This is a genomic window from Pseudomonas sp. ML2-2023-3 (genome assembly GCF_037055275.1).
Lineage (GTDB): Bacteria > Pseudomonadota > Gammaproteobacteria > Pseudomonadales > Pseudomonadaceae > Aquipseudomonas.
The window spans coordinates 975,942-1,001,103 of sequence record NZ_CP146343.1 but is presented as its reverse complement, the minus strand read 5'-3'; the positions used below and the strand labels follow the sequence as shown (position 1 = coordinate 1,001,103).

Genomic DNA, 25,162 nt, shown 5'->3' with positions numbered 1-25,162 from the left:
CAGAAGGAATGCCCGATGACGATTGACCGCATCAACAGCAATGACCGTTTGAGCGCCGCCGCGACGTTCGAGGCGCTGGTATTTTTGTCCGGACAAGTTCCTACGCAAAGCGAGGACATCACGGCACAGACTCAAGAGGTCTTGAGCAAGATCGACGCACTGCTGGCCGAAACCGGCAGCGACAAAGACCACATCCTTAACGCCACCATTTACCTGCAAGACATTCAGCGCGACTTCGCCGCCATGAATGCCGTGTGGTCAGCCTGGCTATCGGCAGGCAAGGCGCCTACCCGCACCACCCTGCAAGCCGAACTGGCACGGCCTCAGGTGTTGGTGGAAATAAGCGTGATTGCCGTTCGTCATTAATCTGTTTTAAGGGAAAACAACAACATGAAAAAACTTACCTTGATCAGTTGCACCCTGGGCCTGTTGATCAGCCACACCGTGCAAGCCAATGAGACGCCGCTGCAAGGCACGCTAAAGAAAATCGCCGACTCCGGAAGTATTACCTTGGGTTATCGCGATGCCTCGGTACCGTTTTCGTATGTCGGGGACAACAGCGGCAAACCGATGGGCTATTCGGTGGAGTTGGCGAACAAAATCGTTGAACGTATCCAGCAGCAAGTGGGCGACAAACCGCTGAAGGTCAAATACAACCTGGTGACTTCGCAAACCCGTATCCCGCTGGTGCAGAACGGCACCGTTGACCTGGAGTGCGGCTCAACCGGCGTGACCGCCGAGCGGCAAAAGCAGGTGGCGTTTTCCTATGGGTTTATTTACGTCAAAGGCCAATTGCTGACCGCCAAGGACAGCGGCATCAAGGGATTCGATGATTTGCGGGACAAGAACGTCGTCACGACGGCTGGCACCACCAATGAGCGCTTCATCAAAAGCTACAGCGCCGACCACAAGATGGGCATGAACGTCATCAGCGCCAAAGACCATGGCGAAGCCTTCAAGATGCTCGAAACCGGCCGCGCCGTAGCGTTTTACATGGACGACGCGCTGCTTTACGGCGAACGCGCCAAAGCCCGTGATCCGCACAAATGGGTGGTTGTAGGGGATGAGCAATCTCGGGAAATCTACAGCTGCATGGTGCGCAAGGACGACCCGCAGTTCCTGGCGGTGGTCAACAAGACCCTGGCTGACCTGTACCAGTCCGGTGAAATCACCAGCATTTACCAGCGCTGGTTCGAACAACCGATCCCGCCCAACGGCCTGAACCTGGAATTCCCGATGACCGCCGAGCTAAAACAGATCATCGCCAAACCGGTGAGTGATCCGGTGGAGTAAGGGCGTCAAAAAAAGTCTTCCGTTACACCCTCACCTTCAAACCAGCTGTCCCAAGACGCGCCTGCTGCACTCAGGCGCGTGCTGCTTCCGTGCGTTGCCAGCGTATCCAGCGACTTGTCGACATAACCCTTGGCCAGCTCCACCAAGTGCATGACCGACAACACCAAATCGCGCGCAGGCCCGCTCAGGCCATTCCCCGCCTCATTCGCGCAGGCACCCGCACAGCGCAACAAGTCTGACGCCTGGGCCAAAGCCGCTTCTGAATTGACACTGTCCGGGATGGCCAGCATGGCCGTGCCTATAGGGCGATAAGGCTTATGGTTTTGCAGGTAGTAATTGAGCGCACGTTCGACGGCGATACGATCCAGCAACGGGTCGTTACTGTCAGCAGCATCGAGGGGAGAAACGGGTGGATCGGGGGTGATTTTTTTCATGGGGTTCTCCAAATTTATGGAGCTGCCCTTTATCGCTACTAAACGAATGGGTGGCAGCCGTACGCAGGTTAGTAGACCGGAAAACTTGGAAACCGGCGCACCCGAAAGTGCCCTACGCACGGCCACCATAGAGATGGCGCTTTGCGTCAAGTTTACAAGCCGGGCTACTAAACCCGACCGCTGTTTTGCAGCGATTGGCCGAGACTATTCCCCGATTTGAACAGGCGCAAGCGAGCGGAATCTTCTCGGATGTTTCACGAGAATGAAAGCGAAACGTCGTACGAAACCACTGAAATTGAAGCCCGCTCCCACAAAAGCAAAAAAGGGCTGAGGCTGACTTAGAAATCGCCCCACAACTGCTGCGCCACGGCCAGGGCTACCACCGGTGCGGTTTCGGTGCGCAGCACCCGTGGGCCAAGGCGTGCAGGCTGGTAGCCGGCGGCTTGGGCCAGATCGATTTCGTTGTCGGTCAGGCCGCCTTCAGGGCCGATCAAGAACGCCAGCGTCGCAGGCCTGGCGTGACTGGCCAAGGGCTCCGATACCGGGTGCAACACCAGTTTCAAGTCAGCCTGCGTGGTTTTGATCCAGTCGCCGAGCAGCACTGGCGGATGAATCACCGGCACCCGCGAACGGCCGCATTGCTCGCACGCACTGATCGCCACTTGCCGCCAGTGGGCCAGGCGCTTGTCGGCGCGCTCGTCCTTGAGCCGCACTTCGCAGCGCTCGCTCATGATCGGCGTGATTTCAGTGACCCCCAGTTCAGTGGCCTTTTGAATCGCCCAGTCCATGCGCTCGCCACGGGACAGACCCTGGCCGAGATGAATGGCCAATGGCGATTCGATTTGCCCGACAAAGGTTTCGTCCAGCAACACGCGCACGCGTTTTTTGCCGACTTCCAGCAAGCGCCCCAGAAACTCCTGGCCCGAGCCGTCGAATACCTGCAGGGCATCGCCCTCGGCCATACGCAGCACGCGGCCAATGTAATGCGCCTGGGCCTCAGGCAACTCATGTTCACCAAGGCTCAAGGGAGCGTCGATAAAGAAGCGGGACAATCTCATTTATATTCTCTGGAAAAGGGCTCTGTACTTTGTAGTCGCTGCCGCAGGCTGCGAAGAGCTCCAGGGCGGACAGGACTGCTGCGCAGCCCATCGCAGCCTGCGGCAGCGACTACAAGGGGATGCTGCGGTTTAACCCGGGTCACGGAAGTCTGGATGAAAGTTCGACGGCACGGCCACGCTGATGTCGTTGCGCGTCGCAAGGTCGATCCCTTCACTGGCCACCTCGGCCAAAAAGTCGATCTGCTCCGGGGTGATCACGTAAGGCGGCAAGAAATACACCACGCTGCCCAATGGACGCAACAACGCGCCCCGCTCCAGCGCGTGCTGGAAGACTTTCAGGCCTCGACGTTCCTGCCACGGGTATGCAGTTTTGCTGGCTTTGTCCTGGACCATTTCAATGGCCAGGACCATACCGGTCTGACGCACCTCCGAGACATGGGGATGGTCTACCAGATGCGCGGTGGCGCTGGCCATGCGTTGCGCCAGGGCCTTGTTGTTTTCGATCACGTTGTCTTCTTCGAAGATATCCAACGTCGCCAGGGCCGCCGCGCAGGCCAGCGGATTACCCGTGTAGCTATGGGAATGCAGAAAGGCGCGCAAGGTCGGGTAGTCATCATAAAACGCGCTGTACACCTCGTCCGTGGTGACGCATGCAGCCAGCGGCAAATAGCCACCGGTCAGCGCCTTGGACAGGCACAGGAAGTCCGGTGTGATGCCCGCCTGCTCACAGGCAAACATCGTCCCGGTTCGACCAAAGCCCACGGCGATTTCATCGAGGATCAGGTGCACACCGTAGCGATCACAGGCCTCGCGCAGCAGTGTGAGGTAGACCGGGTGGTACATGCGCATGCCGCCCGCGCCCTGGATCAGCGGCTCAACGATCACCGCCGCAACCGTGTCGTGGTGCTCGGCCAGTATCTGTTCCATGGCCAGAAACATCGTGCGCGAGTGCGCTTCCCAACTCACGCCTTCGGGGCGCAGGTAGCAATCGGGGCTAGGCACTTTGATGGTATCGAGCAGCAACGCCTTGTAGGTTTCGGTGAACAACGGCACATCACCCACCGACATGGCTGCCATGGTTTCGCCGTGGTAGCTGTTGGTCAGGGTCACGAAGCGTTTTTTATTCGGCTGTTCGCGATTGAGCCAGTAGTGAAAGCTCATCTTCAGCGCAACTTCGATACACGACGATCCGTTATCGGCGTAGAAGCAACGAGTCAGCCCTTCAGGCGTCATGTTCACCAGACGCTCGGACAGTTCGATCACCGGCTGATGGCTGAAACCGGCAAGGATCACGTGCTCCAGTTGATCGACCTGATCCTTGATGCGCTGATTGATACGCGGGTTGCAGTGGCCAAACACGTTGACCCACCAGGAACTCACCGCATCCAGGTACCGTTTGCCTTCGAAGTCTTCAAGCCACACACCTTCGCCGCGCTTGATCGGGATCAACGGCAGTTGCTCGTGATCCTTCATTTGGGTGCAGGGGTGCCATAACACGGCAAGGTCGCGCTGCATCCACTGATTATTCAGGCCCATTTCCACTCTCCTGGCGCTGGTTCCCGACATCTGCGGGTAAACAATCGCGCAAGCCTATGCAATCCGCAGGCGTGTCACAACCCATTACAAATTCCGGCAGCGTATAGACGCTTGCAGACCCGCAAGAAGGACACTAAATATTGTTAACGTTTGCTTAATTATTGCCTCACAGGCTACACATCGTATTTATCGATACCTTGCAGCTAAAAAATGAGCTTTCAATCGATAGGTAAACCATTAGTCTTAGATCCAAGTTCCTACAGGATGTTGGCAATGCAGCTACGTAACTCTTCTTCTCGATATGGTGCCGTCAGCATTCTCATGCACTGGACCGTTGCGCTCGCGGTGTTCGGACTGTTCGCCCTGGGTTTATGGATGGTCGGTCTGGACTATTACAGCCCTTGGCGCAAAGAAGCCCCTGACCTGCATAAAAGCATTGGCCTGACGTTGCTCGCCGTGATGGTGCTGCGTGTACTGTGGATCTGGATCAGCCCGGCGCCACCGGCACTGGCCAGTTACAGCAAGGCAACGCGTATTGGGGCCAAACTCGGCCACGGCTTTTTGTACCTGAGCCTGTTTGCCGTGATGATCGCCGGCTACCTGATCTCCACCGCAGAAGGCGTGGGCATCCCGGTCTTCGGCCTGTTTGAAGTCCCTGCACTGATTTCCAACCTGCCCGACCAGGCCGATGTGGCCGGTGTCGTGCACTTATACCTGGCGTGGACCGTGGTGATTTTTGCCGGTTTGCATGGTCTGATCGCTTTGAAACACCACTTTATAGATCGTGATGCGACCCTGACTCGTATGCTGGGGCGCAAAGCCTGATGCTCGACCTCAACTCAAAAGGAAAAGAAAGCATGTTGAAAAAGACCCTCGCTGCGCTCGCTCTCGGTACCGCACTGCTGACCGCAGGCCAGGCCATGGCTGCTGACTACACCATCGACAAGGAAGGCCAGCACGCCTTTATCGACTGGAAAGTCAGCCACCTGGGCTTCAGCTTCATTCACGGTACTTTCAAGGACTGGAGCGGCACATTCTCGTGGGATGCAGCCAAGCCTGCCGACAGCAAGATTGACGTGACCCTGAAAACCGCCAGCCTGTTTTCCAACCACGCAGAACGTGACAAGCACATCGCCAGCAAAGACTTCCTGGACGTGAGCAAGTACCCGGAAGCGACCTTCAAGTCGACCAAGGTTGTGCCGACTGGCGACAAAACAGCTGACGTGACAGGCGACCTGACCCTGCACGGCGTGACCAAGCCTGTGACCTTCAAGGCAACGTTCAACGGCGAAGGCAAGGACCCATGGGGTGGCGAACGCGCTGGCTTCAACGCGACCACGACTGTGAACCTGAGCGACTTCGGCATCAAATCCCCAAGCAAGGATCAGACCCTGAGCCTGGATATCTCGCTCGAAGGCGTGAAGGCCAAGTAATAGCGCTTCTATACGGCTAACAAAAAACGCCCCGGCTTGCGAAAGCCGGGGCGTTTTTTTGTGCGGATCAAAAGCGCCCTCTCTACCGTGAGGGCGCTTTAGACTCAGCGGTTACGCGTCAGCAGTGCCGGCTTCTCGCCACGAGGGCGGTTCGGCAGTTGATCGAGCTGCTCAGGCGTCGGGAAGCGATCGCTTTTCGACTCTTTGTGCATGATCTTCGGCTGATTCTCACGTGGGCCTTTAACCGCTGGCTCTTGACGGGCATCGTCACGGGCCGGGCGGTTTTCGCGACGGGCTTGACCGTCACGCGGGGCACCACTGCGTGGACCGCTGCGCTTGGCAGGCGGTGTGCCAGTGGTAGCGCCGCTGCCAGTACGCGGAGCATTCTGACGACCACCGGTACGCGCGGCAGGTGCTGCGCCAGTGCCTTGAGCCGGAGCTCCCGGACGACGGCCGCGGCTCTGGTTGTTTTTGTTCTGGTACGGGCTGACGTAATCAGCGCGGTTACCAAAGTTGTCCACATCGTCATCACGGAACTCGTCCGGCGCACGGTTGGCGTCTGAACGAGGCGCTGGCTGACGCTGCTCACGGGCAGGCTGAGCTTCGCGTGGCTTTTGCTCACGAGCTGGACGCTCGCTGCGAGCAGCCGCCGGTTTTTCTTTGCTCTTTTCCTTGCCCTTGTCTTTACGACCGCCGCCACCGCCCGGGTTACCCGGACCGTCGCCACGTGGACCGCGTGGCGTGTTGCGCGGGTTACGCACATCCGGACGCTCGCGTACTTCAGGCTTTTCGGCCTCTACGGTGCTGGAGTCAAAACCCATCAGATCACCATCGGCGATTTTCTGGCGGGTCATGCGCTCGATGCTTTTCAGCAGTTTTTCTTCGTCCGGAGCGACCAGCGAGATGGCCTCACCCGAACGACCGGCACGGCCAGTACGGCCGATACGGTGAACGTAATCTTCGTCGACGTTTGGCAGCTCGAAGTTGACCACGTGTGGCAACTGATCGATATCCAGGCCGCGAGCGGCGATATCGGTCGCTACCAGAATGCGTACGGCACCGGCTTTAAAGTCGGCCAGGGCTTTGGTTCGTGCGTTCTGGCTCTTGTTGCCGTGGATGGCCACAGCGCTGAGGCCGTGCTTGTCCAGGTACTCGGCCAGACGGTTGGCACCGTGCTTGGTCCGGGTAAAGACCAGAACCTGTTCCCAGGCGCCTGCGGTGATCAAGTGCGCCAGCAGGGCACGCTTGTGGGTAGCGGGCAGACGGAAAACCCGTTGCTCGATACGCTCGACCGTGGTGTTGGGTGGCGTAACTTCGATACGTTCCGGGTTGCGCAGCAGCTTGCCGGCCAGATCGGTGATGTCCTTGGAGAACGTCGCCGAAAACAGCAGGTTTTGACGCTTGGCTGGCAGACGCGCGAGGACTTTTTTCACGTCATGGACGAAGCCCATGTCGAGCATGCGGTCGGCTTCGTCGAGCACCAGGATTTCAACGTGGGACAGATCTACGCTGCCTTGACCGGCCAGGTCGAGCAAACGACCCGGGCAGGCAACCAGTACGTCAACACCGCGGGCCAGAGCCTGGACCTGAGGGTTGGTACCCACACCGCCGAACACGCAGGCGCTGACGAACTTCAGATCGCGGGCATAGAGCTTGAAGCTCTCGTGCACCTGGGCGGCGAGTTCGCGGGTCGGTGTCAGGACCAGCACGCGTGGTTGGCGTGGGCCGTGGCGCTGGGATTTGTCCGGGTGGCCATTGGGAAACAGCTTTTCCAGGATCGGAAGAGCGAAGCCGCCGGTTTTACCAGTACCTGTCTGAGCCGCAACCATCAGGTCGCGACCTTGCAACACGGCGGGGATGGCCCGCTGTTGCACCGGAGTAGGCTCGGTATAGCCCGCAGCTTCAATGGCGCGGACTAAAGCCTCGGAGAGACCGAGGGAAGCAAAGGACATGAGAAATCCTGTTCTAGTTAGGGCTTGGCCCAAAGGGATAGTCTTGCCTGGCGTGAATGGCGTTTAAGATGACGCAATCCCGTCCGGTCCTGCTCCAGTCCACAAGGCTCATGCGCACCGCTCGCGCGGGCAAGAGCTGCGCAGTAGCGGGGTTGAGTGGCTTGTACAAGGACGAGCGGCCGGGCGTAAGCCTGGCGGAAAGCCCGGAGTATAACAGAGCAATCACGGCGCGCCGATTTCATGCTGCCCAACGGTTTTTTCAAGAGGAGCCAAAAAACCTGTAGTCGCTGCCGAAGGCTGCGAAGGGTTGCGAAGCAACCCGTTCCCTCGAAGGCCCATCGGACCTTCTCGCAGCCTGCGGCAGCGACTACCGTTTTCTGTTTAGCGCGGCAGCTTGAGGTTGTTCCAGATCGCCAGGCTCGGATCAGCCTGGTTCAGGGTGTAGAAGTGCAACCCCGGTGCGCCGCCATCAAGCAGGCGCTCGCACATTTCGCTGATGACCTGCTCGCCAAACGCCTGGATGCTCTGCGTATCGTCGCCATAGGCTTCAAGTTGCTTGCGGATCCAGCGCGGGATTTCAGCACCACAGGCGTCAGAAAAACGCGCCAGCTTGCTGTAGTTGGTGATCGGCATGATGCCCGGCACGATGGGAACCATCACGCCTGCAGCTTCCACGCGCTCGACAAAACGGAAGTAGCTGTCGGCGTTGAAGAAGTACTGGGTGATCGCACTGTCAGCGCCAGCTTGGGCCTTGCGTACGAAGTTGCTGATATCGTCTTCGAAGTTGCGCGCTTGCGGGTGCATTTCCGGGTAGGCGGCCACTTCGATGTGGAAGTGATCGCCGGTTTCTTCACGAATGAAGCTCACCAGGTCATTGGCGTAGCGCAGCTCACCACTGGCCATGCCCATACCCGAAGGCAGGTCGCCGCGCAGTGCAACAATGCGTTTGATACCTGCAGCCTTGTACTGGGCCAACAGGCCGCGCAAATCGGCCTTGCTGTCACCCACGCAGGACAGGTGCGGTGCAGCAGGCACTTTTACTTCGCTCTCCAGCTGCAGCACGGTATTGATCGTGCGGTCGCGGGTCGAGCCACCGGCACCATAGGTGCAGGAGAAAAAATCCGGGTTGTAGGTCGCCAGTTGGCGAGCCGTGTTCATCAGCTTTTCATGTCCAGCATCGGTCTTGGTCGGGAAGAACTCGAAGCTGAAACGACGGTCTTGAGACATGGGAATACCCTTGCGTACGCGAAGGAGGCCAGTGATGCCCCCTGACGCTGAACTCACACAAAAAAAAGGCGGTCAGTGCAAGCCTGACCGCCTTTTTTAATCAGTAGCGATAAGCGTCTGGCTTGAACGGGCCTTCGACGGTAACGCCGATGTAGTCAGCCTGTTGCTTGGTCAGTTGCGTGACCACGCCGCCGAAGCCGCGAACCATTTCCAGGGCCACTTCTTCGTCCAGCTTCTTCGGCAGGACTTCTACGGTCAGGCGCTCGGCTTGCAGCTCGGCTGGCAGGTCAGCGTACTTCTGGGCGAACAGGAAGATCTGGGCCAGAACCTGGTTGGCGAACGAACCGTCCATGATGCGGCTTGGGTGACCTGTGGCGTTGCCCAGGTTAACCAGACGGCCTTCGGCCAGCAGGATCAGGTAGTCGTCGTTCTGTGGGTCGAATTCGCCCAGGCCAGTACGGTGAACCTTGTGAACCTGTGGCTTCACTTCTTCCCATGCCCAGTTCTTGCGCATGAAAGCGGTGTCGATTTCGTTGTCGAAGTGACCGATGTTGCACACTACGGCGCGTTTTTTCAGCGCAGCCAGCATGTTTTTGTCGCACACGTTGACGTTACCGGTGGTGGTCACGATCAGGTCGATCTTGCCCAGCAGCGCAGCATCGATGCTGGCAGCAGTGCCGTCGTTCTGGCCGTTGATGAACGGCGAAACCACTTCAAAACCGTCCATGCAAGCTTGCATGGCGCAGATCGGGTCAACTTCGGACACTTTAACGATCATGCCTTCCTGACGCAGGGACTGGGCCGAACCCTTGCCCACGTCACCGTAGCCGATGACCAGTGCTTGCTTGCCGGACAACAGGTGGTCAGTACCACGCTTGATGGCATCGTTCAGGCTGTGACGGCAGCCGTACTTGTTGTCGTTTTTGCTTTTGGTGACCGAGTCGTTGACGTTGATCGCAGGGATCATCAGCTCGCCTTTGGCCAGCATGTCCAGCAGACGGTGAACACCGGTGGTGGTTTCTTCAGTCACGCCGTGGATCTTTTTCAGCATGGCCGGGTATTTCTTGTGCAGCAGCTCGGTCAGATCGCCGCCGTCGTCGAGGATCATGTTGGCATCCCAAGGCTCGCCATCTTTGAGGATGGTTTGCTCAAGGCACCACTCGTACTCTTCTTCAGTCTCGCCTTTCCAGGCGAAAACCGGGATACCGGCAGCAGCGATAGCAGCGGCAGCCTGATCCTGAGTCGAGAAGATGTTGCACGAGGACCAACGCACTTCGGCACCCAGGGCAACCAGGGTTTCGATCAGTACGGCGGTCTGGATGGTCATGTGAATGCAGCCCAGAATCTTCGCGCCCTTGAGCGGTTGTTCTGCTGCATAACGGCGGCGCAGACCCATCAGGGCTGGCATTTCGGACTCGGCGATGAACGTTTCGCGACGGCCCCATTGGGCGAGGGACATATCAGCGACTTTATAGTCGGTAAAACCTGCAGGCGTGTTTATAGCGCTCATCAAGAGCCTCCATTCGTTTAATCGCGAATGGGCGCCGTTGTGCGTTTAGTGCCTGAACAGGGGACCCTGATCAAACAACGCCCCATCCGAGCCTGACAGGTTGAACCTGCTGCAGCGCCCCTCGGACAGGTGGCGGGAACGGTACTGGGTATTAATGACCGTTTTGAAACGGGGGGTATTATAGCCATCCGGGCAAGTGATCCCAAGGCTTTTTCTTTGACCCTATCGAGACCATAGTCCAAGGTTAATAGAGCTAAGTGCCGTGGTCTGACATCATGGCCCGCATCTAAGGCAAGACGGTCAGGAGCGAATATGAATTTTCACACCCGCAAATGGGTTAAACCCGAAGACCTCAACCCCAACGGCACCCTGTTCGGTGGCAGCCTGCTGCGCTGGATCGACGAAGAAGCCGCGATTTACGCCATCGTCCAACTGGGCAACCAGCGCGTGGTCACCAAGTACATCTCCGAAATCAACTTTGTCAGTGCTTCGCGCCAGGGCGACATCATCGAACTGGGCATCACCGCCACTGAATTTGGCCGCACCTCGATCACCCTGACCTGCGAAGTGCGCAACAAGATCACCCGCAAAAGCATCCTGACGGTGGACAAGATGGTCTTCGTCAACCTGGGCGAGGACGGCCTGCCCGCACCGCACGGGCGCACCGAGATCAAATACGTCAAAGACCAGTTTCAGGACTGATGACCGGGTTTGATGCCTGGCCTGTGTAGTCGCTGCCGCAGGCTGCGAAGGGTTGCGCAGCAACCCGTTTAATTGGAGGCCCATCGGCCCCATCGCAGCCTTCGGCAGCGACTACAGGTTTTGAGTGAACAGCTACAGCCCCTGCGTGTCGTACCTTTACACACGCAACGGTCATGAAGCTCATGGAAACCCAAAAGTCCGGCAAAACCCCCAACCTGTCGGCTGAAGAAGAGCACGACGTCACCAAAAACCAGCCACCACGCGCCGCCGTCCTGCACGAGATCATTCGCTTGCAGGGCGATCAGGAGCTGGAGCGCAGCATCGCCGCCCTGTTCTGGTCGGCACTCGCCGCAGGACTGACCATGGGCCTGTCGCTTATGGCCATGGGCTTGCTCAACTCGCGCCTGCCCGACGGCGAAGCCTTCAAGGTCATCGCCAGCTTCGGCTACTGCGCAGGTTTTTTGGCCGTCATCCTTTCCCGCCAGCAATTGTTCACCGAAAACACCCTGACCGCCGTGTTGCCGATCATGAGCAAACCCACGCTCAACAATTTCGGGCGCCTGCTGCGGCTCTGGGGGGTGGTGCTGGTGGGTAACCTGATGGGCACCCTGCTGGTGGCCTACGTCATGCTGCACCTGCCGATTTTCGACACGCCGACCGACAAGGCCTTTCTTGAAATCGGCCGCAAGGTCATGGAAAACGACGCCAGTCAGATGTTTGCCAAGGGCATCGTTTCGGGCTGGATGATCGCCACCATGGTGTGGATGATCCCGTCCATGGAGAGTGCCAAGATGTGGATCATCATCCTCATCACCTACTTGATGGCGCTGGGCGACTTCACCCACATCGTGGTCGGCACGGCCGAAGTGTCCTATCTGGTGTTTGCCGGGGAACTGCCCTGGAAAGACTTCTGGCTGATCTTTGCCGGCCCGACCCTGGCCGGCAATATCATCGGTGGCAGTTTTATTTTTGCCCTGATCAGTCACGCGCAGGTTCGCAGTGACACTAAAAAACTGCCCTGAATCAGATCACGTAATGCGCGATGGCCACAAAGTGCAGCAGGCTGCCGGCAATCACAAACAGATGCCAGATACCGTGGGCATGGCGCAGGCGATGGTCCAGGGCAAAAAAGATAATCCCCACGGTGTACATCACCCCACCCGTGGCCAACCAGATAAAGCCCGCGGTGCCCAGCGCCGCGAGTAACGGCTTGACGGCCACCAGCACAATCCAGCCCATCACCGCGTAAATCACGATAGACAGAATGCGCGCCTCGGAGCGTGGCTTGATCTCTTGCAGCATGCCGATCACCGCCATGCCCCACACAATCCCGAACAGCGACCAGCCCCACGGGCCATGTAGCGTGACCAGGCAAAACGGCGTGTAACTGCCCGCGATCAGCAGGTAAATCGACAAGTGATCAAACTTTTGCATGATCACCTTGGAGCGCCCGCGCACGCTGTGGTACACGGTCGATACGCTGTACAACAGCACCAGCGTGACGCCATAAATGGCCACACTGACAATCTTTTGCGGGCTGCCATCCAGGCACGCCATCACCAGCAACCAGATACTGCCCACTGCTGCTGCAACCGCACCCACCAGATGAGTCCAGGCGTTGAGCTTTTCACCGTGATACATGTGCAACATCCTCAAGAACTGACAGTGCGACTGTGTCACCCGGTTACTAGATAAGGGTCAGGGGTGTGAAGTTAAAGGGCAATGCGGCGATTCAAGATGTTCGTGATGGCGGCACCACGAGACCGCATCGCCAGCATCGCGAGCAAGCCCGCTCCCACATGATCCAGAAACTCGCCAGCGTTGGCTGCAGACGCTTCTCGTTAATCGCCAAATGCCTCAAACCGCAGCATCAGCACCTGTTCAAGCAACTGCTGCGTGCTGCCCAACAGGCTCGCCAACAATCCCTCATCTTCGTCCATGTAACCTTCGTATTCCGCGAGGTTACGGCGCTCATGGCACAAGGCAAACAAACGCACCTGCACTTTGTCGATTGTTGACGTATGGATCAGGCTTTGAAAAACCAGATAACGCCGGTCTGATCGATACCCGTACAGCCGCAAGGCGGTCAGTGCAATGGCGTGGGCTGCGTTGTAGGCCAGATCGAAACGGCTGGCGAAAGACAACTGGGCGCTGCCTGCATCTTTCAGGCGATCAACCGCTGAACGCAGCAGCCCTTCACACTCCTTGCGATCGGGTGGTTCAACCTTCAAGCCTCCAGTGCGTACCAGATTTTCCAGGTTTTCATTTTTCTCCATCCACGGGCTCCAGCGGGTCATGACCGATCAGCGTGATTTTTTCCTGTTGCGCAACCCTCACGACAAAGCTGTTTCCGGCAGCCAGCTTGGCGGCCCAGTCCTGAGGGGTGTAGAGCGTCGGGTTGATGGTACGACCCAACGATTCTTCAAGCGGCATCAGGTGCTCCATGACGTCACTGTAATGCAGGTTTTCACCCATCAGCATAAGGTCGATATCGCTGCCGACGTGTGCCTGATCCTTGGCAACCGAGCCATATACAAATGCCCATTGCAACTGTTCTGCGAAAGGCATCAGTGCCACACGCAGCGGTTCAGAGAGCCCCGAGGTCTTGCGGATAATGCTCAGCAGCTCCTGATAAATCGGGCACTGTGCATTTGCCTGGTAGTGAGCCTGATTTCCCTGACGGGTCACAGTGAGAATGCCTGATCGCTCTAGACGCCCCAGCTCGCGCGTCAAACTGCCTTTGCCTACCTTTGCCCAACGTGCAATTTCATTGACGTAAAAGCTCTGGCCAGGCTTGCCAAAAAGCAGGCCCAGCACTTTTTGCTGCGTGGTGGTAAAGAGCGCATCACTGAGCGATAACATGTTCACGGCTCCGCCTAAGAGTCCCAAAAAGGGAACGATAAGTCCCTTTTAGGGACTGATCAAGCTTGACCTGTTAGAGCGGGATTAGTCCGCAGCCCCGCGCACCAACCTTTCCAGCGCCAGCAAGTCCGGGATTTTCGCCACGTGGTCCCCCACTTGCACCGCCGCACGCTCCAGCGGGCTGAGCGGTACGTCGACAAAGCTCAGCTGGCTGTCGAGGCGATAGGAGCGCGGGATGCCTTGTACCACCAAAGCGATAAACTTGAGCGCCGGGTCGCCGCCCAGGGTGTTGAGGATGACGATCCGCGCACGCTCACCGACCACCAGCGGCCCGCCGCAGGCGGCTTCAAAGCTGATCAATGGCAACTGGTGGTCGCGCCAGGTGATCTGGCGCAGGTGCCAGGGCGGTGAGTCGCTGCTGGGGTCGCCGCGCTGCCAGCCGATCAGTTCGGCAATGGCAACGTTGGGCAGCAGCAGATAGCGGTCAGCCAGCGGCAGCAGCAAACCGGTCAGGCTGCCCACGCGATGATCAAGCATGAAAGTTGCTCCAGTAGGCGATTCGCTCCAGCAACACCGACTCTTGATACGGTTTGCCCAGGTAGTCGTTGACGCCAATGGCCATCGCACGGTTCTGGTGTTTTTGCCCGGTGCGCGAGGTGATCATGATGATCGGCAAGTCTTTGAGACGCGGGTCGTTGCGCACGCGGGTGGCCACTTCGAAGCCGTCCATGCGCGGCATTTCGATGTCCAGCAGCATCAGGTCAGGGGTGTGCTCTTCGAGCACGCTCATGGCGTCGACCCCGTCCTTGGCGGTGATGACGTTCATGCCGTTGCGCTCCAGCAGGCGACTGGTGACTTTGCGCACCGTGACCGAGTCATCCACCACCAGCACCAGCGGCGGGCGTACGGCCGGGGTGAACTCCAGCGCGCCGACGGCTTCGTGATGTGCTCGCTGCAACGGCTGACGCGCCTGATGGGCGCGAATATAAGCCAGCAGATCGAGGATCAGCACCACCCGGCCATCCCCCAGAATGGTCGCACCCGACAACCCCTGCACCCCGGTAAATTGCGGGCCGAGGCTTTTGACCACGATTTCTCGCGAGCCTGCCAGCGCATCGACTTGCAACGCCACGCGCTGATCCTGGCAATGCACCAGCAACACCGGCAACGAATGGCTTTCGCCCACGAGCTTGGGTTTGCCCACGGTTTGCAGCAACTCCCCCAGATAACGCAACTCATAGGTCTGCCCGCCGTAGTGATACAGCGGGGGATTGAGCTGGTAATACCCCTCCAGCTCATTGGGCATGACTCGCACGATGCCTTCGACGGTGTCGAGGGCAATGGCGTATTGCTCGTCGGCGCATTGCACCATCAGCGCCCGGTTGAGCGAGACGCTGAAGGGCAGGCGGATCTGAAAGTGCACGCCCTGCCCGGCCACCGAGTCGATGGTCATGCTGCCGCCCAACTGCCGAACTTCTTCGTGAACCACGTCCATGCCGACGCCGCGGCCGGAAATCTGAGTGATTTTTTCAGCGGTGGAGAACCCCGGTTGCAGGATGAACTGCAAGACATCGCGGTCGCTGATCGTCGCCTGCGGATCCAGCAGGCCGCGCAAAATAGCTTTTCGGCGTACGGCTTCAAGCGGCACGCCGGCGCCATCGTCATGCATGTCGAAGACCACGTCGCCACCTTCGTAAGACAGCTCCAGACTGATCAATCCCTGCTCCGGCTTGCCGCTGGCGTGACGGATATCTGCTGGCTCGAGACCGTGGTCGACGGCGTTGCGCAACATGTGTTCCAACGGCGCCACCATGCGCTCAAGCACGTTGCGGTCGATTTCAGCCTCGGCATTGATCACGCTGAATTCGACCTGCTTGCCCAGCTCACTGGCCACCTGGCGCACGACCCGCTTGAGGCGCGGCAATACGCGCTCGAACGGCACCATGCGCGTACCCATCAGGCCTTCCTGCAGCTGGGTGTTTACCCGCGCCTGCTTCTGCAAAAGGCCGTGGGCATCCTGATTGCGCGCAGCCAGTGTGGCCTTGAGGTCGAGCAAGTCCGAAGCCGATTCGAACAATGCACGGGACAGCTGTTGCAGCAGGGAATGACGGTCCATCTCCAGGGGATCGAATTCGTCGTAAGCCACGCCATCGGCTTCGGTGTGCGAGCGGCTGTGCAGGCGCCCCTGGGTTTCGCTGTCGAGGCGACGCAGTTGGTCCTGCATCCGCTCAAGGGTGGTCTGCATTTCGTTGAGAGCGATCTGACCATCGTTGACCTGCTGCTCAACGCGCCCACGGATGATCGAGGCTTCGCCTGCCAGGTTGACCAGGTCTTCCAGCAACTCGGCCGGCACCTTGAGGGTGTCCAGCCCCGTGCGTTCACCTTCGGGCAATGGCGGCGCCACAGGCTCGGACTTGGAAGCTGCGGGAGCCTCCTGACGGGTGTTGCGTTCAATCCTGCGGATTTTCTCTATCAGCGTCTGAGGCGAAGGCAGCGGCTGGCCACTGCGCAACGCATCGAACATTTGTGCAAGCTGGTCATGGCAACGCTCAAGCAGCACAAACAGCTCGGCATTGGGTGCCAGCAAGCCAGCCGAAATATCTTCGAAGAGGGTTTCAAGTTCATGGGCAAAGTCGCCAATGGCGGCAACCTCAACCATCCGCGCCCCACCTTTGAGGGTATGCAGGTCCCGCAGCAGGTTTTCAACCTCGAGGTGATTCTGGGGGTCGGCCTGCCAGCGCGATAACGCCGTGCCCGAGCTTTCGAGAATGTCGAAAGCCTCGTCGAGGAAGATATCCTGCAATTCAGGGTCGGCCGTGTTCAGCGCTGCATCGGGCTCGGCTTCAGTGTTGCCCGGTTCGACAGGCGAATGGCTGTAGAGACGAAACCCGCGAATGGCCTCGATCAGTTCATAAGATTCGCTCAACGGCTGCTTGTGCTTGAGCTGATCGAGCATCAGTGCCAGTTGCTCATGGCTGCGCTCAAGCAAGTGGCTCAATGCCGGGCTTTCACTCAGTCTCCGGTCCAGCAGACCTTCGTAGAGGTGCTCCAGCTCATGGGCCAGATCGGCAATCGGCTCGATCCCGGCCATGCGCGCCCCACCCTTGAGGGTGTGCAAATCGCGCTGCAAGGAAGACAGCGAAGCCAGGCTGTCGGGGGCGACCAGCCAACGCTGCAGGGCCTGCCCGACACTGTCGAGAATATCCACCGCCTCTTCGAGAAAGATTTCGACGATTTCCTCGTCGACATCATCGTCCTGCCCCGCCCCCAACTGGTCAGTCGCGGCGCCCAGTTCGGTGATGTCCAGCGTCTGGCCGCCATCACGGCGAATCAGCCCCGTGGCGTCAGGCGCCAGCCCTTCGTGCAGCAGCGCATGCAAGGTCTGGATCAGCTCCGGCTGCGGGATGATTTCTTGCCCCGCCGCCAGTTGATCGAGCATGTTGATCAACGCTTCCTGAGCATCATCGGCCGCCTCGAAGAACCGCTCACTGGCCGCCAGGCTGCTTTCCTCAACGGCGCCATACAGGTCGAGCAAGGCTTCGCACACGGCATCAATGGGGTGCAGGTCCAGCAGGTGTGCGGCCTGGGCCAAGGCAGTCAGCTGGTCCAGCAGGGTATCCAGGCCCTCCCGCTGCTGGGGGTTCTGATGCCAGTTTTTAAGCAGCTCTTCGGCGTCAAACAGGATGTCCATGCTTTCGCCCAGAAACTCGGTAATCCGTTGCGGGTCGCGCTGGGCCACCCAACTGCTGGTGGGCGTATTGAGCAGGGTTTCAAGACGGGTGGCGATCAGTCGCTCGGTGCGCTCGATCAGGGAGCGAGCCCCCTTGATCTCGGCCAGCTGGTCACTGTCCAGTTGCTTGAGGCCGCGGTGCAACAAGCCGTCAGCCTCCCGCAACAGCTCAATTTCTTCCTGCCCGAGGGCAAGATGATGGGCCTTGTACTCACGGACCAGATGATCCAGTGGCGCCGCCAGTTCGGCCATGTGCACCACGCCCGCCATGTGCGCACTGCCTTTGAGGGTGTGCATGGCCAGTTGCAGGTCGTCGCTGGCATACAGCGGCATTTGCTCGCGGGCCCGATCCAGAAAACGGTCAAGACGCTCAAGGTGGGTTTGCGCTTCCTGTCGGAAGATGTCCAGCAACTGCGGGTCGAAATGGCTGGCGTCCTGGGCAATCAGCAGCGGCTGCGGCTCACCTTTGGCCAGGCGCTGTGCCCGAGCGGCCAGTTGGTCGACGTCTTCGCGCTGACGCTGGCTTTGCTCGGCAAACGCCTGAATCAGCTCGGGCAGCATCACCAGCACGTCTTCAAGCAGTTGAAAGATCTGCGGGGACGGCGCCACGCTGCGCTCAATCACGCGATTGAGCAGGTTCTCGACCGCCCACGCCAATTCCCCCAGCACCAGCGCACGCACCATGCGCCCGCTGCCCTTGAGGGTGTGAAAGCCGCGGCGCAGTTCTGCCAGTGCGGCGCTGTCCGCCGGGTTGGCGACCCATTGCGGCAGGCAATCGTGCAGGGTGATCAGTACTTCGTCGGTCTCTTCCAGAAAGACGTCCAGCAACTCTTCATCAAGGGGCTCTTCATCCATCGGCGGCGGCAGCAGGCTGGCGGGCATGTGCTGCGCAGGCGGATTGAGCGCAGACAGCGGACTCGCCAGCACATCGGCCAGGTTCCCCTGCAGATCCGGCATCAGCGGTTGATCCGCGGGGCTGCAGGCGTCATCCAGCAACGGTCCGGCAGGCTCGGCCGGGGCATAGCCCAGCCTGGCCAGACTGTTTTCGGCCCAATCCAGCACCCGCTCGCCCGCGGCTCCCGGGTCCTGGGAGAGACGCTCCAGGTAATACTCGATGCTGCTCAGGGCTTCGGCCAGATGATCCAGTTGCTGCGCTGTCGGGATATCAGCCCCCTGCAGCAGGCGCTCGCACAGATAGTCATGGCAGGCTTGCAGCAGGCTGGCAGCGCGGCTCAAGGGGATCATTGCCAGCGCACCACGGATTTGTGTGATCAGCGCAGGCAGTGGCTGCAAGTGCAGGCGGTCATGGCCGGCCATCACGTAATCGGCGATCAGATCCTTCACTTCCTCAAGGCCGATGCGCGCCTCCTTGATCACCAGTTGATGGATCTGCATGAGGTCGGTGGTGGGCAAACGGCTCTCTTCGCGCTGCGAGGGCTCAACGCTGCCAACCATGCCAGCCAATGTGGCCTCTACGTAGAGCAGGGCTGACGCAACATCCATCAACACCGCATCGGTGGGCTCGCGCTGGCCCTGGGCCAGACTTTGCATCACCGCCAGTTGATCGATGATGACTTTGCGCGGCTGACCAAACCCCAGCACCGCCAAGGTGTCAGCGATCTGGCGCAACGGGGCCATCAGGCTGCTCAGTTCCGAGACGTGCAAACGGTCGCTGCGCACAAACAGGTCGAGGCGTTCCTTGACCCGCACCAGTTCTTCGCACAATGCCGCAACCACTGAGCGCATCGCGTCGCGGTCGGGGCCAGCCAGTCGCGCCCGCTCCTCATCGACCATCGCCGCATCGGGCATGGCCTGATCCAGTTCGTAATGGTTTTTCAGGGCGAGCATTTTCGAGGTCGGATGCTCGGCCTTGGCGATGTAAAACAGCAGGCTGGTGAGCAACTCTTCGGGCGCAGGCTGATTGACGGCCTCGATGCCTTGCTCCAGCAGGCGCTTGAGTTCCTTGTCGGACTTTTTAAGCAGGCTGCGCAGGGCCGGGCTGTTCGGGACCCGCCCCTTGAGCATGCCATCGACCAGGGCCGCGGCTATTTTCCACAAGGCGTTGAGCGGCGAACCCAGGCACAGGCTTTGAAGCCGTGCGAACACCCCGGCCATCATTTCCAGATGGGCCTGCACGGCTTCGCCACGGCGCAAACCCAGAAACGCGGTTTGCAAGGTATGGCGCAGAATCCGCAGCTCCCGCGGCAAGTCTGCGGGGAGCAAACGGGCCAGGGCGGCCGGGTCCAATGGGGGCAACACTTGCAAGGGCGGGCTGAACAGACTGGTTTCCGAGAGCAGGGCTTCGCCACGGGCGCTGCGCAAGTCATTGAGCAACGGCAACACCACCAATGGCCAATCCCGTCGGGCACTGTGTACTCGGTCCAGGTACAACGGCAATTGGCTGAAGGCTTGCTGCAATAACCGCAGGGCTTCGTCGAGCTGGCTGACGCGGCCCTGTTGCAAGGCAATGACCAACTGCTCCATCTCTTCTGCCAGCAACGCCGCGCCGTAGAACTCGACCATCAGCAAGCTGCCATGCACCTGATGAATACAGGCCAGGCATTGCTCCAGCGTGTCGGCGGCAGGCTGTTGCGCGTAGGCATCCAGCGCCACGCGGGCCTGTTTTAGCGTGTGGGCAATTTCGCCTTTGACCCACTCAAGGGCCACATAGTCGTGCCGGTCAACCATAACGACTCCAGTCAGAATTGCAGCGCATTACTGTGGACCAAGGTCTTTAGGCGGCGCAGGCAATGTGAAGCCAGATACCGAACGCCGCAGCTGGCTGGCCATTTTGGCCAGATTACCGATGCTGTCGGCGGTCGCAGTGGAGCCCGACGAGGTCTGGTTGGTGATTTGCTGAATGACGTTCATGGTCAGGGAGATCTGCGCCGCCGAAGTGGTCTGCTGCTGCGCGGCGTTGGAGATGCTTTGAATCAGGTCCGCCAGATTTTGCGACACGCCTTCGATCTCCTCCAGCGCCACTCCGGCGTCATGGGCCAGACGGGCACCGCGCACCACTTCGGTGGTGGTTTGCTCCATGGAAATCACCGCCTCGTTGGTGTCGGCCTGAATCGCCCGCACCAGGGTTTCGATTTGCCGCGTAGCCGCCGATGAGCGCTCGGCCAGGCGCTGGACTTCGTCGGCCACCACGGCAAACCCGCGCCCGGCATCGCCGGCCATCGAGGCCTGGATGGCCGCGTTCAACGCCAGGATATTGGTTTGATCGGCAATATCATCAATCAGGCTGACAATGTCGCCGATTTCCTGGGAAGACTCGCCCAACCGCTTGATCCGCTTGGCGGTGTCCTGGATCTGATCACGAATGTTGTCCATGCCATGAATGGTGTTATGCACCACTTCGTTGCCCTTGTTGGCAATCGCCACGGAGCGCTCCGCCACCGCTGAAGACTCCGAAGCGTTGGCCGACACCTGATCGATGGAGTGGGCCATTTGCTGGATGGCTCCCGAAGCCTCGGCAATTTGCTGGGCTTGATGCTCGGAAGCCTCGGCCAACTGCATGGCGGTTGCCTGGGTTTCCTGCACGGCTGCCGCGACCTGACCTGCGGTGTGGTTGATCGTGGCCACCAGCTCGCGCAGTTGGTCGATCGAATAGTTGATGGAGTCGGCAATGGCCCCCGTAAAATCTTCGGTGACAGAGGCCGTCACCGTCAGGTCGCCGTCGGCCAGATCGGCAATTTCGTCCAGCAAACGCATGATCGCGTTCTGGTTGCGCTCGTTCTTTTCGGCCGTTTCACGCAGTTGGCGATTGGTTTCGCGCACCATCACCAGCCCGATCAGGATGATTGATGCCAGTGCCAGCAAGCCCAATACGTAACCGCCAATGATGTCGAGCGAGCGCCCGGTGGCGAGATTTTCAAAGCCGTTGGCCAGGGTCGACGCTTCATCAAGCAAGGTTTGCGACAGGCTGAATATGGTGTTGGCGGCTTCACGTACGTGGAACAGCTGCGGCGAGGTTTCAATGATTTCATCCACTGAGCCCGACACAAACTGGAACAGCTCGGAAATTTCCTGCAAGCGGGCACGGGCGTCCTTGTCTTCGACCTGGGTAATCCTCATCCCGTCATTGCCTTCCAGCATGCCGTTGAGCACTTGCCCGAAGCGGTTGGCATCGCGCCCGAAAGCACCGGCGGCCTGGGCTGCATTTTCATCACCGGCCAGCACCGTATTCACCGCGCCTAAAATGCGTTCGGCCAGTAATGACTGACGCTGCGCCAGCGCCACCTGGCTGGCTGGCGCGCCACGCTGCAACAGGATTTCGACGACCTTTTCGTATTCGACCTGTAGCTGCGGCACGGTTTCGGCCAGTGTCGCGGCCACTTGATGCAACGACAGTACGGTTTGCTCACTGGCCAAAATGGCGTTGACGTTGCTCAGCAACAGCTCCCAGTCACGCTGAACCGCCTGCATTTCCTTGTGGACTGCAGGAGGCGCGGGAGGCAGGCCAGTGACCGGATCGCCTTTTTTCAGATAGCCCCAACGCTGGCTGAAATCGTTTCGCGCATCGATCAGCAACTTGAACGCGGCAGCCTTTCCGGCTGCGGCCTCAGTGGCGTTTTTGGCAATACGCTGGGACAGGACACGCAATTCACCCGCGTGGCTGATGTATTGCTTGTCGTAGTTGGATTGGGTGTTGAGGTAAGCAAAGTTGGCGAACAACAGCATGATGAACACGATCAGGGCGATAAAAAGCACGATGATCTGCGAACGACTGCGCGACCCTTCCATTGGTTTAGCGGTATTGGCTGTGGTCATCAATCAGGTCCTGAGATCCCGTTTTAAAGCGCGAGGCCTGATCACACGGCCACCGCCCAGAATTGCGGCGCCTGAGCCAGGGCAAAAGGGCTGAATACCCACCAAGGGTGTTCGCCAGCAAAATGCCCCTGCACATAAGGCGCGAACATCGGATGAGGCAACGCGTGCGTATCGGCATTGAGATCGGCATGTGCAAAGTGCTGCATGCCCTGCACTTCGTCCACCTGCAACCCGACAAACACGTCTTTATATTCCAGCACCAGCACCCGGCGCTGTTTACGCAAGGGCGACAGCTCAACCCCGAAAAAGCCGCACAGGTCCATGACCGGCAGCAATTGCCCGCGCAGATTGGCCACGCCCTTGACCCAGGGCTTTACACCGGGCAACAAGGTGAATCGCGGCTCATGGAGGATTTCGGCAATTTCGCCCATCGGCGCCACAAAACAATGCTCGCCGATGCGAAAGCCGATACCGCTCCAGGTATCGAGTTGCGCTTGTGCAGGCACCAGGCCCGCTGCCAGCTGGCGACAGCGCTGGTCGATTTCAAGCAGCAGTTCGAAGGCCGTCAGTGAGCCAGGCATAAGGCAGCCGTCATTTTAGAGGGTTTTCTTCCAGGACTTTTTTCACCTTGAGGATCAGTTGCTCTTCATCGACCGGCTTGGTCAGGTAGCCCTTGGCCCCTTGTCGTTGGGCCCAGACCATGTCGGTTTCCTGATCCTTTGTCGTCACAACGATAACCGGGATGTAGCTGGTCTCCGGATCTTTGGTCAGCTGACGCGTGGCCTGAAAACCATTGAGGCCCGGCATCACGATGTCCATCAACACCACATCGGGCTTTTCCTGGCGTGCCAGGGCAACGCCGTCGGCGCCGTTTTCAGCCTTGAGCACTTCATGGCCGTGCTTTTCCAGCATGCCGGTCAATTTGTACATTTCAGTCGGCGAGTCATCGACGATCAGAATGCGAGCCATGGTGTTCCCCATTTATAAGGTGGTTGGCCGGCTGGCCGGGCTTCATTGAGCACTTTGTACGATATTGAAGGCTGGCACATGGGCCTTGATTGCGCTCAGCAATTCATCACGGCTGAAGGGCTTGGTCAAAAATTGATCAGAACCCACAATTCGTCCCTTGGCCTTGTCGAACAGGCCGTCCTTGGACGACAGCATGATCACGGGGGTCGACTTGAACGCCCGGTTGCTCTTGATCAGTGCGCAGGTCTGATAGCCATCCAGACGCGGCATCATGATGTCGACAAAGATGATGTGCGGATGATGGTCGACAATCTTGGCCAGCGCATCGAAACCGTCGATGGCGGTAATGACCTCGCAGCCCACGTTTTTCAACAGCGTTTCGGCGGTGCGGCGAATGGTTTTCGAATCGTCGATTACCATCACCTTCAAGGCGCTGGAATGTTTTTCCATATGTGCTCTACCATCGCCACGGCGACCCATTTTGTTACAACTGTGCGACTTAAAACCCCAACTCCTTGATGGACAAGGGCTCAAAGCACTGTGCCAGCCTTTTTAGCACAGTCACGACCGTCAATCTATCGAACCGCCCAAGGCGTGCTGGAGCAGGTGGTTTTTCCTTGACCGGGGCCACACTCAGCGCCACTCTGGCGCCACTTTTCAGAGCCTTTTTGCCCATTATTTATTGAGGAATTTGCCATGAGCGTTCGAGTCGGGATTGTCATGGACCCCATTGCGGGCATCTCCTATAAAAAGGACAGCTCGCTGGCCATGTTGCTGGCCGCCCAGGATCGCGGCTGGACCCTGTTCTACATGGAACAGCAAGACCTTTACCTGAATGAAGGCAAGGCGCGGGCGCGCATGAAGCCGCTGAAGGTGTTCGCCAACCCTGAAAAATGGTTTGAACTGGACGCCGAAACCGACACGGCCCTGAGCGACCTGGACGTGATCCTGATGCGCAAGGACCCGCCCTTCGACATGGAGTTCGTGTACTCCACCTACCTGCTGGAGCAGGCCGAGCGTGATGGCGTACTGATCGTCAACAAGCCGCAAAGCCTGCGCGACTGCAACGAAAAGCTGTTCGCCACCCAGTTCACCCAGTGCACGCCGCCCACCGTGGTCAGCCGCCGCGCCGATGTATTGCGTGAGTTCGCCGCCCTGCACGGTGACGTGATTCTCAAACCCCTGGATGGCATGGGCGGAACGTCGATCTTCCGTCACCGCGTGGGCGATCCGAACCTGTCGGTGATTCTCGAAACCCTGACCGCCAACGGCACCCAGCAAATCATGGCACAAGGCTATTTACCGGCGATCAAGGACGGCGACAAACGCATCCTCATGATCGACGGCGAGCCTGTTCCGTATTGCCTGGCGCGTATCCCGGCAGCTGGCGAAACCCGTGGCAACCTGGCTGCAGGCGGTCGGGGCGAAGCCCGTCCGCTGAGCGACAAGGACCGCTGGATTGCAGCCCAGGTAGGCCCGACGCTGCGTGAAAAAGGGCTGCTGTTTGTCGGCCTGGACGTGATCGGTGAGCACCTGACCGAAATCAACGTCACCAGCCCGACCTGCATCCGCGAGATCGACAATGCGTTCGGTACCAATATCGGCGCCCTGCTGATGGACGCGATTGAGCGCAAGCTCGCCGCGCGCTGATCTGCAACACCCAGTAATAGACCAACATTGCGC

The 25,162-nt window shown here is 59.1% G+C and carries 22 protein-coding genes and 1 riboswitch; of the genes, 7 read left to right on the top strand and 15 right to left on the bottom strand.

All coding sequences use genetic code 11. The features are described from left to right. The first annotated feature begins 15 nt into the window (after positions 1 to 15). Together V6P94_RS04630 and V6P94_RS04625 are read left to right on the top strand one after the other, a co-directional pair. Positions 16 to 366 (top strand): Rid family hydrolase, encoded by a 351-nt coding sequence (locus V6P94_RS04630; protein WP_133075194.1) that lies wholly within the window; start codon positions 16 to 18, stop codon positions 364 to 366. Between the two features lie 24 nt (positions 367 to 390). Beyond that, on the top strand, positions 391 to 1,293 hold the full coding sequence (locus V6P94_RS04625) for a transporter substrate-binding domain-containing protein (RefSeq protein ID WP_133075193.1): 903 nt from the start codon (positions 391 to 393) through the stop codon (positions 1,291 to 1,293). A 5-nt stretch (positions 1,294 to 1,298) separates the two neighbouring features. Here the strand turns inward: V6P94_RS04625 and V6P94_RS04620 are convergent, their stop codons facing one another. The 3 genes from V6P94_RS04620 to V6P94_RS04610 all read right to left on the bottom strand — a co-directional run bounded on the left by V6P94_RS04620 (position 1,299) and on the right by V6P94_RS04610 (position 4,321). Continuing rightward, on the bottom strand, positions 1,299 to 1,727 hold the full coding sequence (locus V6P94_RS04620; RefSeq protein WP_326398631.1) for a DUF6124 family protein: 429 nt from the start codon (positions 1,725 to 1,727) through the stop codon (positions 1,299 to 1,301). Positions 1,728 to 2,065: 338 nt separating this feature from the next. Next, positions 2,066 to 2,785 (bottom strand): 16S rRNA (uracil(1498)-N(3))-methyltransferase, encoded by a 720-nt coding sequence (locus V6P94_RS04615; RefSeq protein ID WP_326398633.1) that lies wholly within the window; start codon positions 2,783 to 2,785, stop codon positions 2,066 to 2,068. A gap of 129 nt (positions 2,786 to 2,914) precedes the next feature. Then, entirely contained in the window at positions 2,915 to 4,321 is a 1,407-nt protein-coding gene (locus V6P94_RS04610; protein ID WP_133075191.1) for an adenosylmethionine--8-amino-7-oxononanoate transaminase, read from the bottom strand. Between the two features lie 273 nt (positions 4,322 to 4,594). On the opposite strand from V6P94_RS04610, the gene V6P94_RS04605 reads away from it, so the two are divergent. Further along, entirely contained in the window at positions 4,595 to 5,146 is a 552-nt protein-coding gene (locus V6P94_RS04605) for a cytochrome b (RefSeq protein ID WP_133075190.1), read from the top strand. Positions 5,147 to 5,178: 32 nt separating this feature from the next. After that, the gene (locus tag V6P94_RS04600; RefSeq protein ID WP_133075189.1) at positions 5,179 to 5,754 is read left to right on the top strand and encodes a YceI family protein; all 576 of its coding nucleotides are present in this window, start codon (positions 5,179 to 5,181) and stop codon (positions 5,752 to 5,754) included. Positions 5,755 to 5,858: 104 nt separating this feature from the next. Here the strand turns inward: V6P94_RS04600 and V6P94_RS04595 are convergent, their stop codons facing one another. The 3 genes from V6P94_RS04595 to ahcY form a co-directional block, all read right to left on the bottom strand. Then, positions 5,859 to 7,706: a DEAD/DEAH box helicase gene (locus V6P94_RS04595; RefSeq protein ID WP_133075188.1), complete on the bottom strand. Its 1,848-nt coding sequence runs from the start codon at positions 7,704 to 7,706 to the stop codon at positions 5,859 to 5,861. 381 nt (positions 7,707 to 8,087) lie between these two features. Next, the gene (gene metF / locus V6P94_RS04590; protein WP_133075187.1) at positions 8,088 to 8,933 is read right to left on the bottom strand and encodes a methylenetetrahydrofolate reductase [NAD(P)H]; all 846 of its coding nucleotides are present in this window, start codon (positions 8,931 to 8,933) and stop codon (positions 8,088 to 8,090) included. Between the two features lie 100 nt (positions 8,934 to 9,033). Beyond that, entirely contained in the window at positions 9,034 to 10,443 is a 1,410-nt protein-coding gene (ahcY, locus tag V6P94_RS04585) for an adenosylhomocysteinase (RefSeq protein WP_133075186.1), read from the bottom strand. A 22-nt stretch (positions 10,444 to 10,465) separates the two neighbouring features. Next, positions 10,466 to 10,572, bottom strand: a riboswitch (S-adenosyl-L-homocysteine riboswitch). 183 nt (positions 10,573 to 10,755) lie between these two features. Between ahcY and V6P94_RS04580 the strand changes: the two genes are divergently transcribed. Together V6P94_RS04580 and V6P94_RS04575 are read left to right on the top strand one after the other, a co-directional pair. Beyond that, on the top strand, positions 10,756 to 11,145 hold the full coding sequence (locus tag V6P94_RS04580; RefSeq protein ID WP_048361238.1) for an acyl-CoA thioesterase: 390 nt from the start codon (positions 10,756 to 10,758) through the stop codon (positions 11,143 to 11,145). A 182-nt stretch (positions 11,146 to 11,327) separates the two neighbouring features. Then, positions 11,328 to 12,167 (top strand): formate/nitrite transporter family protein, encoded by an 840-nt coding sequence (locus V6P94_RS04575; RefSeq protein ID WP_133075343.1) that lies wholly within the window; start codon positions 11,328 to 11,330, stop codon positions 12,165 to 12,167. Position 12,168: 1 nt separating this feature from the next. On the opposite strand, the gene V6P94_RS04570 is transcribed toward V6P94_RS04575, so the two are convergent. The 9 genes from V6P94_RS04570 to pilG form a co-directional block, all read right to left on the bottom strand. Further along, positions 12,169 to 12,786, bottom strand: a complete 618-nt coding sequence (locus V6P94_RS04570) for a hemolysin III family protein (RefSeq protein ID WP_086795678.1) — start codon at positions 12,784 to 12,786, stop codon at positions 12,169 to 12,171. Between the two features lie 200 nt (positions 12,787 to 12,986). Beyond that, positions 12,987 to 13,421, bottom strand: coding sequence for a hypothetical protein (locus tag V6P94_RS04565; RefSeq protein WP_133075185.1), 435 nt, complete (start codon positions 13,419 to 13,421; stop codon positions 12,987 to 12,989). Continuing rightward, positions 13,408 to 14,013, bottom strand: coding sequence for a transcriptional regulator (locus V6P94_RS04560; RefSeq protein ID WP_133075184.1), 606 nt, complete (start codon positions 14,011 to 14,013; stop codon positions 13,408 to 13,410). The genes V6P94_RS04565 and V6P94_RS04560 overlap by 14 nt, the downstream gene beginning before the upstream one ends. A 78-nt stretch (positions 14,014 to 14,091) precedes the next feature. Further along, complete coding sequence (locus tag V6P94_RS04555) at positions 14,092 to 14,544, bottom strand: chemotaxis protein CheW (RefSeq protein WP_133075183.1); 453 nt, start codon at positions 14,542 to 14,544, stop codon at positions 14,092 to 14,094. Further along, positions 14,537 to 20,425: an Hpt domain-containing protein gene (locus V6P94_RS04550; protein ID WP_326398642.1), complete on the bottom strand. Its 5,889-nt coding sequence runs from the start codon at positions 20,423 to 20,425 to the stop codon at positions 14,537 to 14,539. The genes V6P94_RS04555 and V6P94_RS04550 overlap by 8 nt, the downstream gene beginning before the upstream one ends. Before the next feature lie 27 nt (positions 20,426 to 20,452). Then, positions 20,453 to 22,510, bottom strand: a complete 2,058-nt coding sequence (locus V6P94_RS04545; protein WP_133075181.1) for a methyl-accepting chemotaxis protein — start codon at positions 22,508 to 22,510, stop codon at positions 20,453 to 20,455. A gap of 41 nt (positions 22,511 to 22,551) precedes the next feature. Then, positions 22,552 to 23,091 carry a chemotaxis protein CheW gene (locus V6P94_RS04540; RefSeq protein WP_133075180.1) on the bottom strand — a complete coding sequence of 180 codons (540 nt, stop codon included), beginning with the start codon at positions 23,089 to 23,091 and terminating at the stop codon, positions 22,552 to 22,554. A 10-nt stretch (positions 23,092 to 23,101) separates the two neighbouring features. Beyond that, complete coding sequence (gene pilH, locus V6P94_RS04535; RefSeq protein WP_326398645.1) at positions 23,102 to 23,479, bottom strand: twitching motility response regulator PilH; 378 nt, start codon at positions 23,477 to 23,479, stop codon at positions 23,102 to 23,104. 42 nt (positions 23,480 to 23,521) lie between these two features. Further along, positions 23,522 to 23,929 (bottom strand): twitching motility response regulator PilG, encoded by a 408-nt coding sequence (pilG, locus tag V6P94_RS04530; RefSeq protein ID WP_019828024.1) that lies wholly within the window; start codon positions 23,927 to 23,929, stop codon positions 23,522 to 23,524. 246 nt (positions 23,930 to 24,175) lie between these two features. Here pilG and gshB point away from each other — a divergent pair, with 246 nt between their 5' ends. After that, positions 24,176 to 25,129 carry a glutathione synthase gene (gshB, locus tag V6P94_RS04525; RefSeq protein ID WP_133075178.1) on the top strand — a complete coding sequence of 318 codons (954 nt, stop codon included), beginning with the start codon at positions 24,176 to 24,178 and terminating at the stop codon, positions 25,127 to 25,129. Positions 25,130 to 25,162 lie beyond the last annotated feature (33 nt).

Bases quoted from the DNA above. Each gene is read 5' to 3' on its own strand.
- V6P94_RS04615 (WP_326398633.1), bottom strand. From the start codon at position 2,785: ATGAGATTGTCCCGCTTCTTTATCGACGCTCCCTTGAGCCTTGGTGAA.
- V6P94_RS04570 (WP_086795678.1), bottom strand. From the start codon at position 12,786: ATGTATCACGGTGAAAAGCTCAACGCCTGGACTCATCTGGTGGGTGCG.
- V6P94_RS04620 (WP_326398631.1), bottom strand. From the start codon at position 1,727: ATGAAAAAAATCACCCCCGATCCACCCGTTTCTCCCCTCGATGCTGCT.
- V6P94_RS04555 (WP_133075183.1), bottom strand. From the start codon at position 14,544: ATGCTTGATCATCGCGTGGGCAGCCTGACCGGTTTGCTGCTGCCGCTG.
- ahcY (WP_133075186.1), bottom strand. From the start codon at position 10,443: ATGAGCGCTATAAACACGCCTGCAGGTTTTACCGACTATAAAGTCGCT.
- V6P94_RS04580 (WP_048361238.1), top strand. From the start codon at position 10,756: ATGAATTTTCACACCCGCAAATGGGTTAAACCCGAAGACCTCAACCCC.
- V6P94_RS04625 (WP_133075193.1), top strand. From the start codon at position 391: ATGAAAAAACTTACCTTGATCAGTTGCACCCTGGGCCTGTTGATCAGC.
- pilH (WP_326398645.1), bottom strand. From the start codon at position 23,479: ATGGCTCGCATTCTGATCGTCGATGACTCGCCGACTGAAATGTACAAA.
- V6P94_RS04565 (WP_133075185.1), bottom strand. From the start codon at position 13,421: ATGGAGAAAAATGAAAACCTGGAAAATCTGGTACGCACTGGAGGCTTG.
- V6P94_RS04540 (WP_133075180.1), bottom strand. From the start codon at position 23,091: ATGCCTGGCTCACTGACGGCCTTCGAACTGCTGCTTGAAATCGACCAG.
- V6P94_RS04630 (WP_133075194.1), top strand. From the start codon at position 16: ATGACGATTGACCGCATCAACAGCAATGACCGTTTGAGCGCCGCCGCG.
- pilG (WP_019828024.1), bottom strand. From the start codon at position 23,929: ATGGAAAAACATTCCAGCGCCTTGAAGGTGATGGTAATCGACGATTCG.
- V6P94_RS04545 (WP_133075181.1), bottom strand. From the start codon at position 22,510: ATGACCACAGCCAATACCGCTAAACCAATGGAAGGGTCGCGCAGTCGT.
- V6P94_RS04550 (WP_326398642.1), bottom strand. From the start codon at position 20,425: ATGGTTGACCGGCACGACTATGTGGCCCTTGAGTGGGTCAAAGGCGAA.
- gshB (WP_133075178.1), top strand. From the start codon at position 24,176: ATGAGCGTTCGAGTCGGGATTGTCATGGACCCCATTGCGGGCATCTCC.
- metF (WP_133075187.1), bottom strand. From the start codon at position 8,933: ATGTCTCAAGACCGTCGTTTCAGCTTCGAGTTCTTCCCGACCAAGACC.
- V6P94_RS04595 (WP_133075188.1), bottom strand. From the start codon at position 7,706: ATGTCCTTTGCTTCCCTCGGTCTCTCCGAGGCTTTAGTCCGCGCCATT.
- V6P94_RS04600 (WP_133075189.1), top strand. From the start codon at position 5,179: ATGTTGAAAAAGACCCTCGCTGCGCTCGCTCTCGGTACCGCACTGCTG.
- V6P94_RS04605 (WP_133075190.1), top strand. From the start codon at position 4,595: ATGCAGCTACGTAACTCTTCTTCTCGATATGGTGCCGTCAGCATTCTC.
- V6P94_RS04610 (WP_133075191.1), bottom strand. From the start codon at position 4,321: ATGGGCCTGAATAATCAGTGGATGCAGCGCGACCTTGCCGTGTTATGG.
- V6P94_RS04575 (WP_133075343.1), top strand. From the start codon at position 11,328: ATGGAAACCCAAAAGTCCGGCAAAACCCCCAACCTGTCGGCTGAAGAA.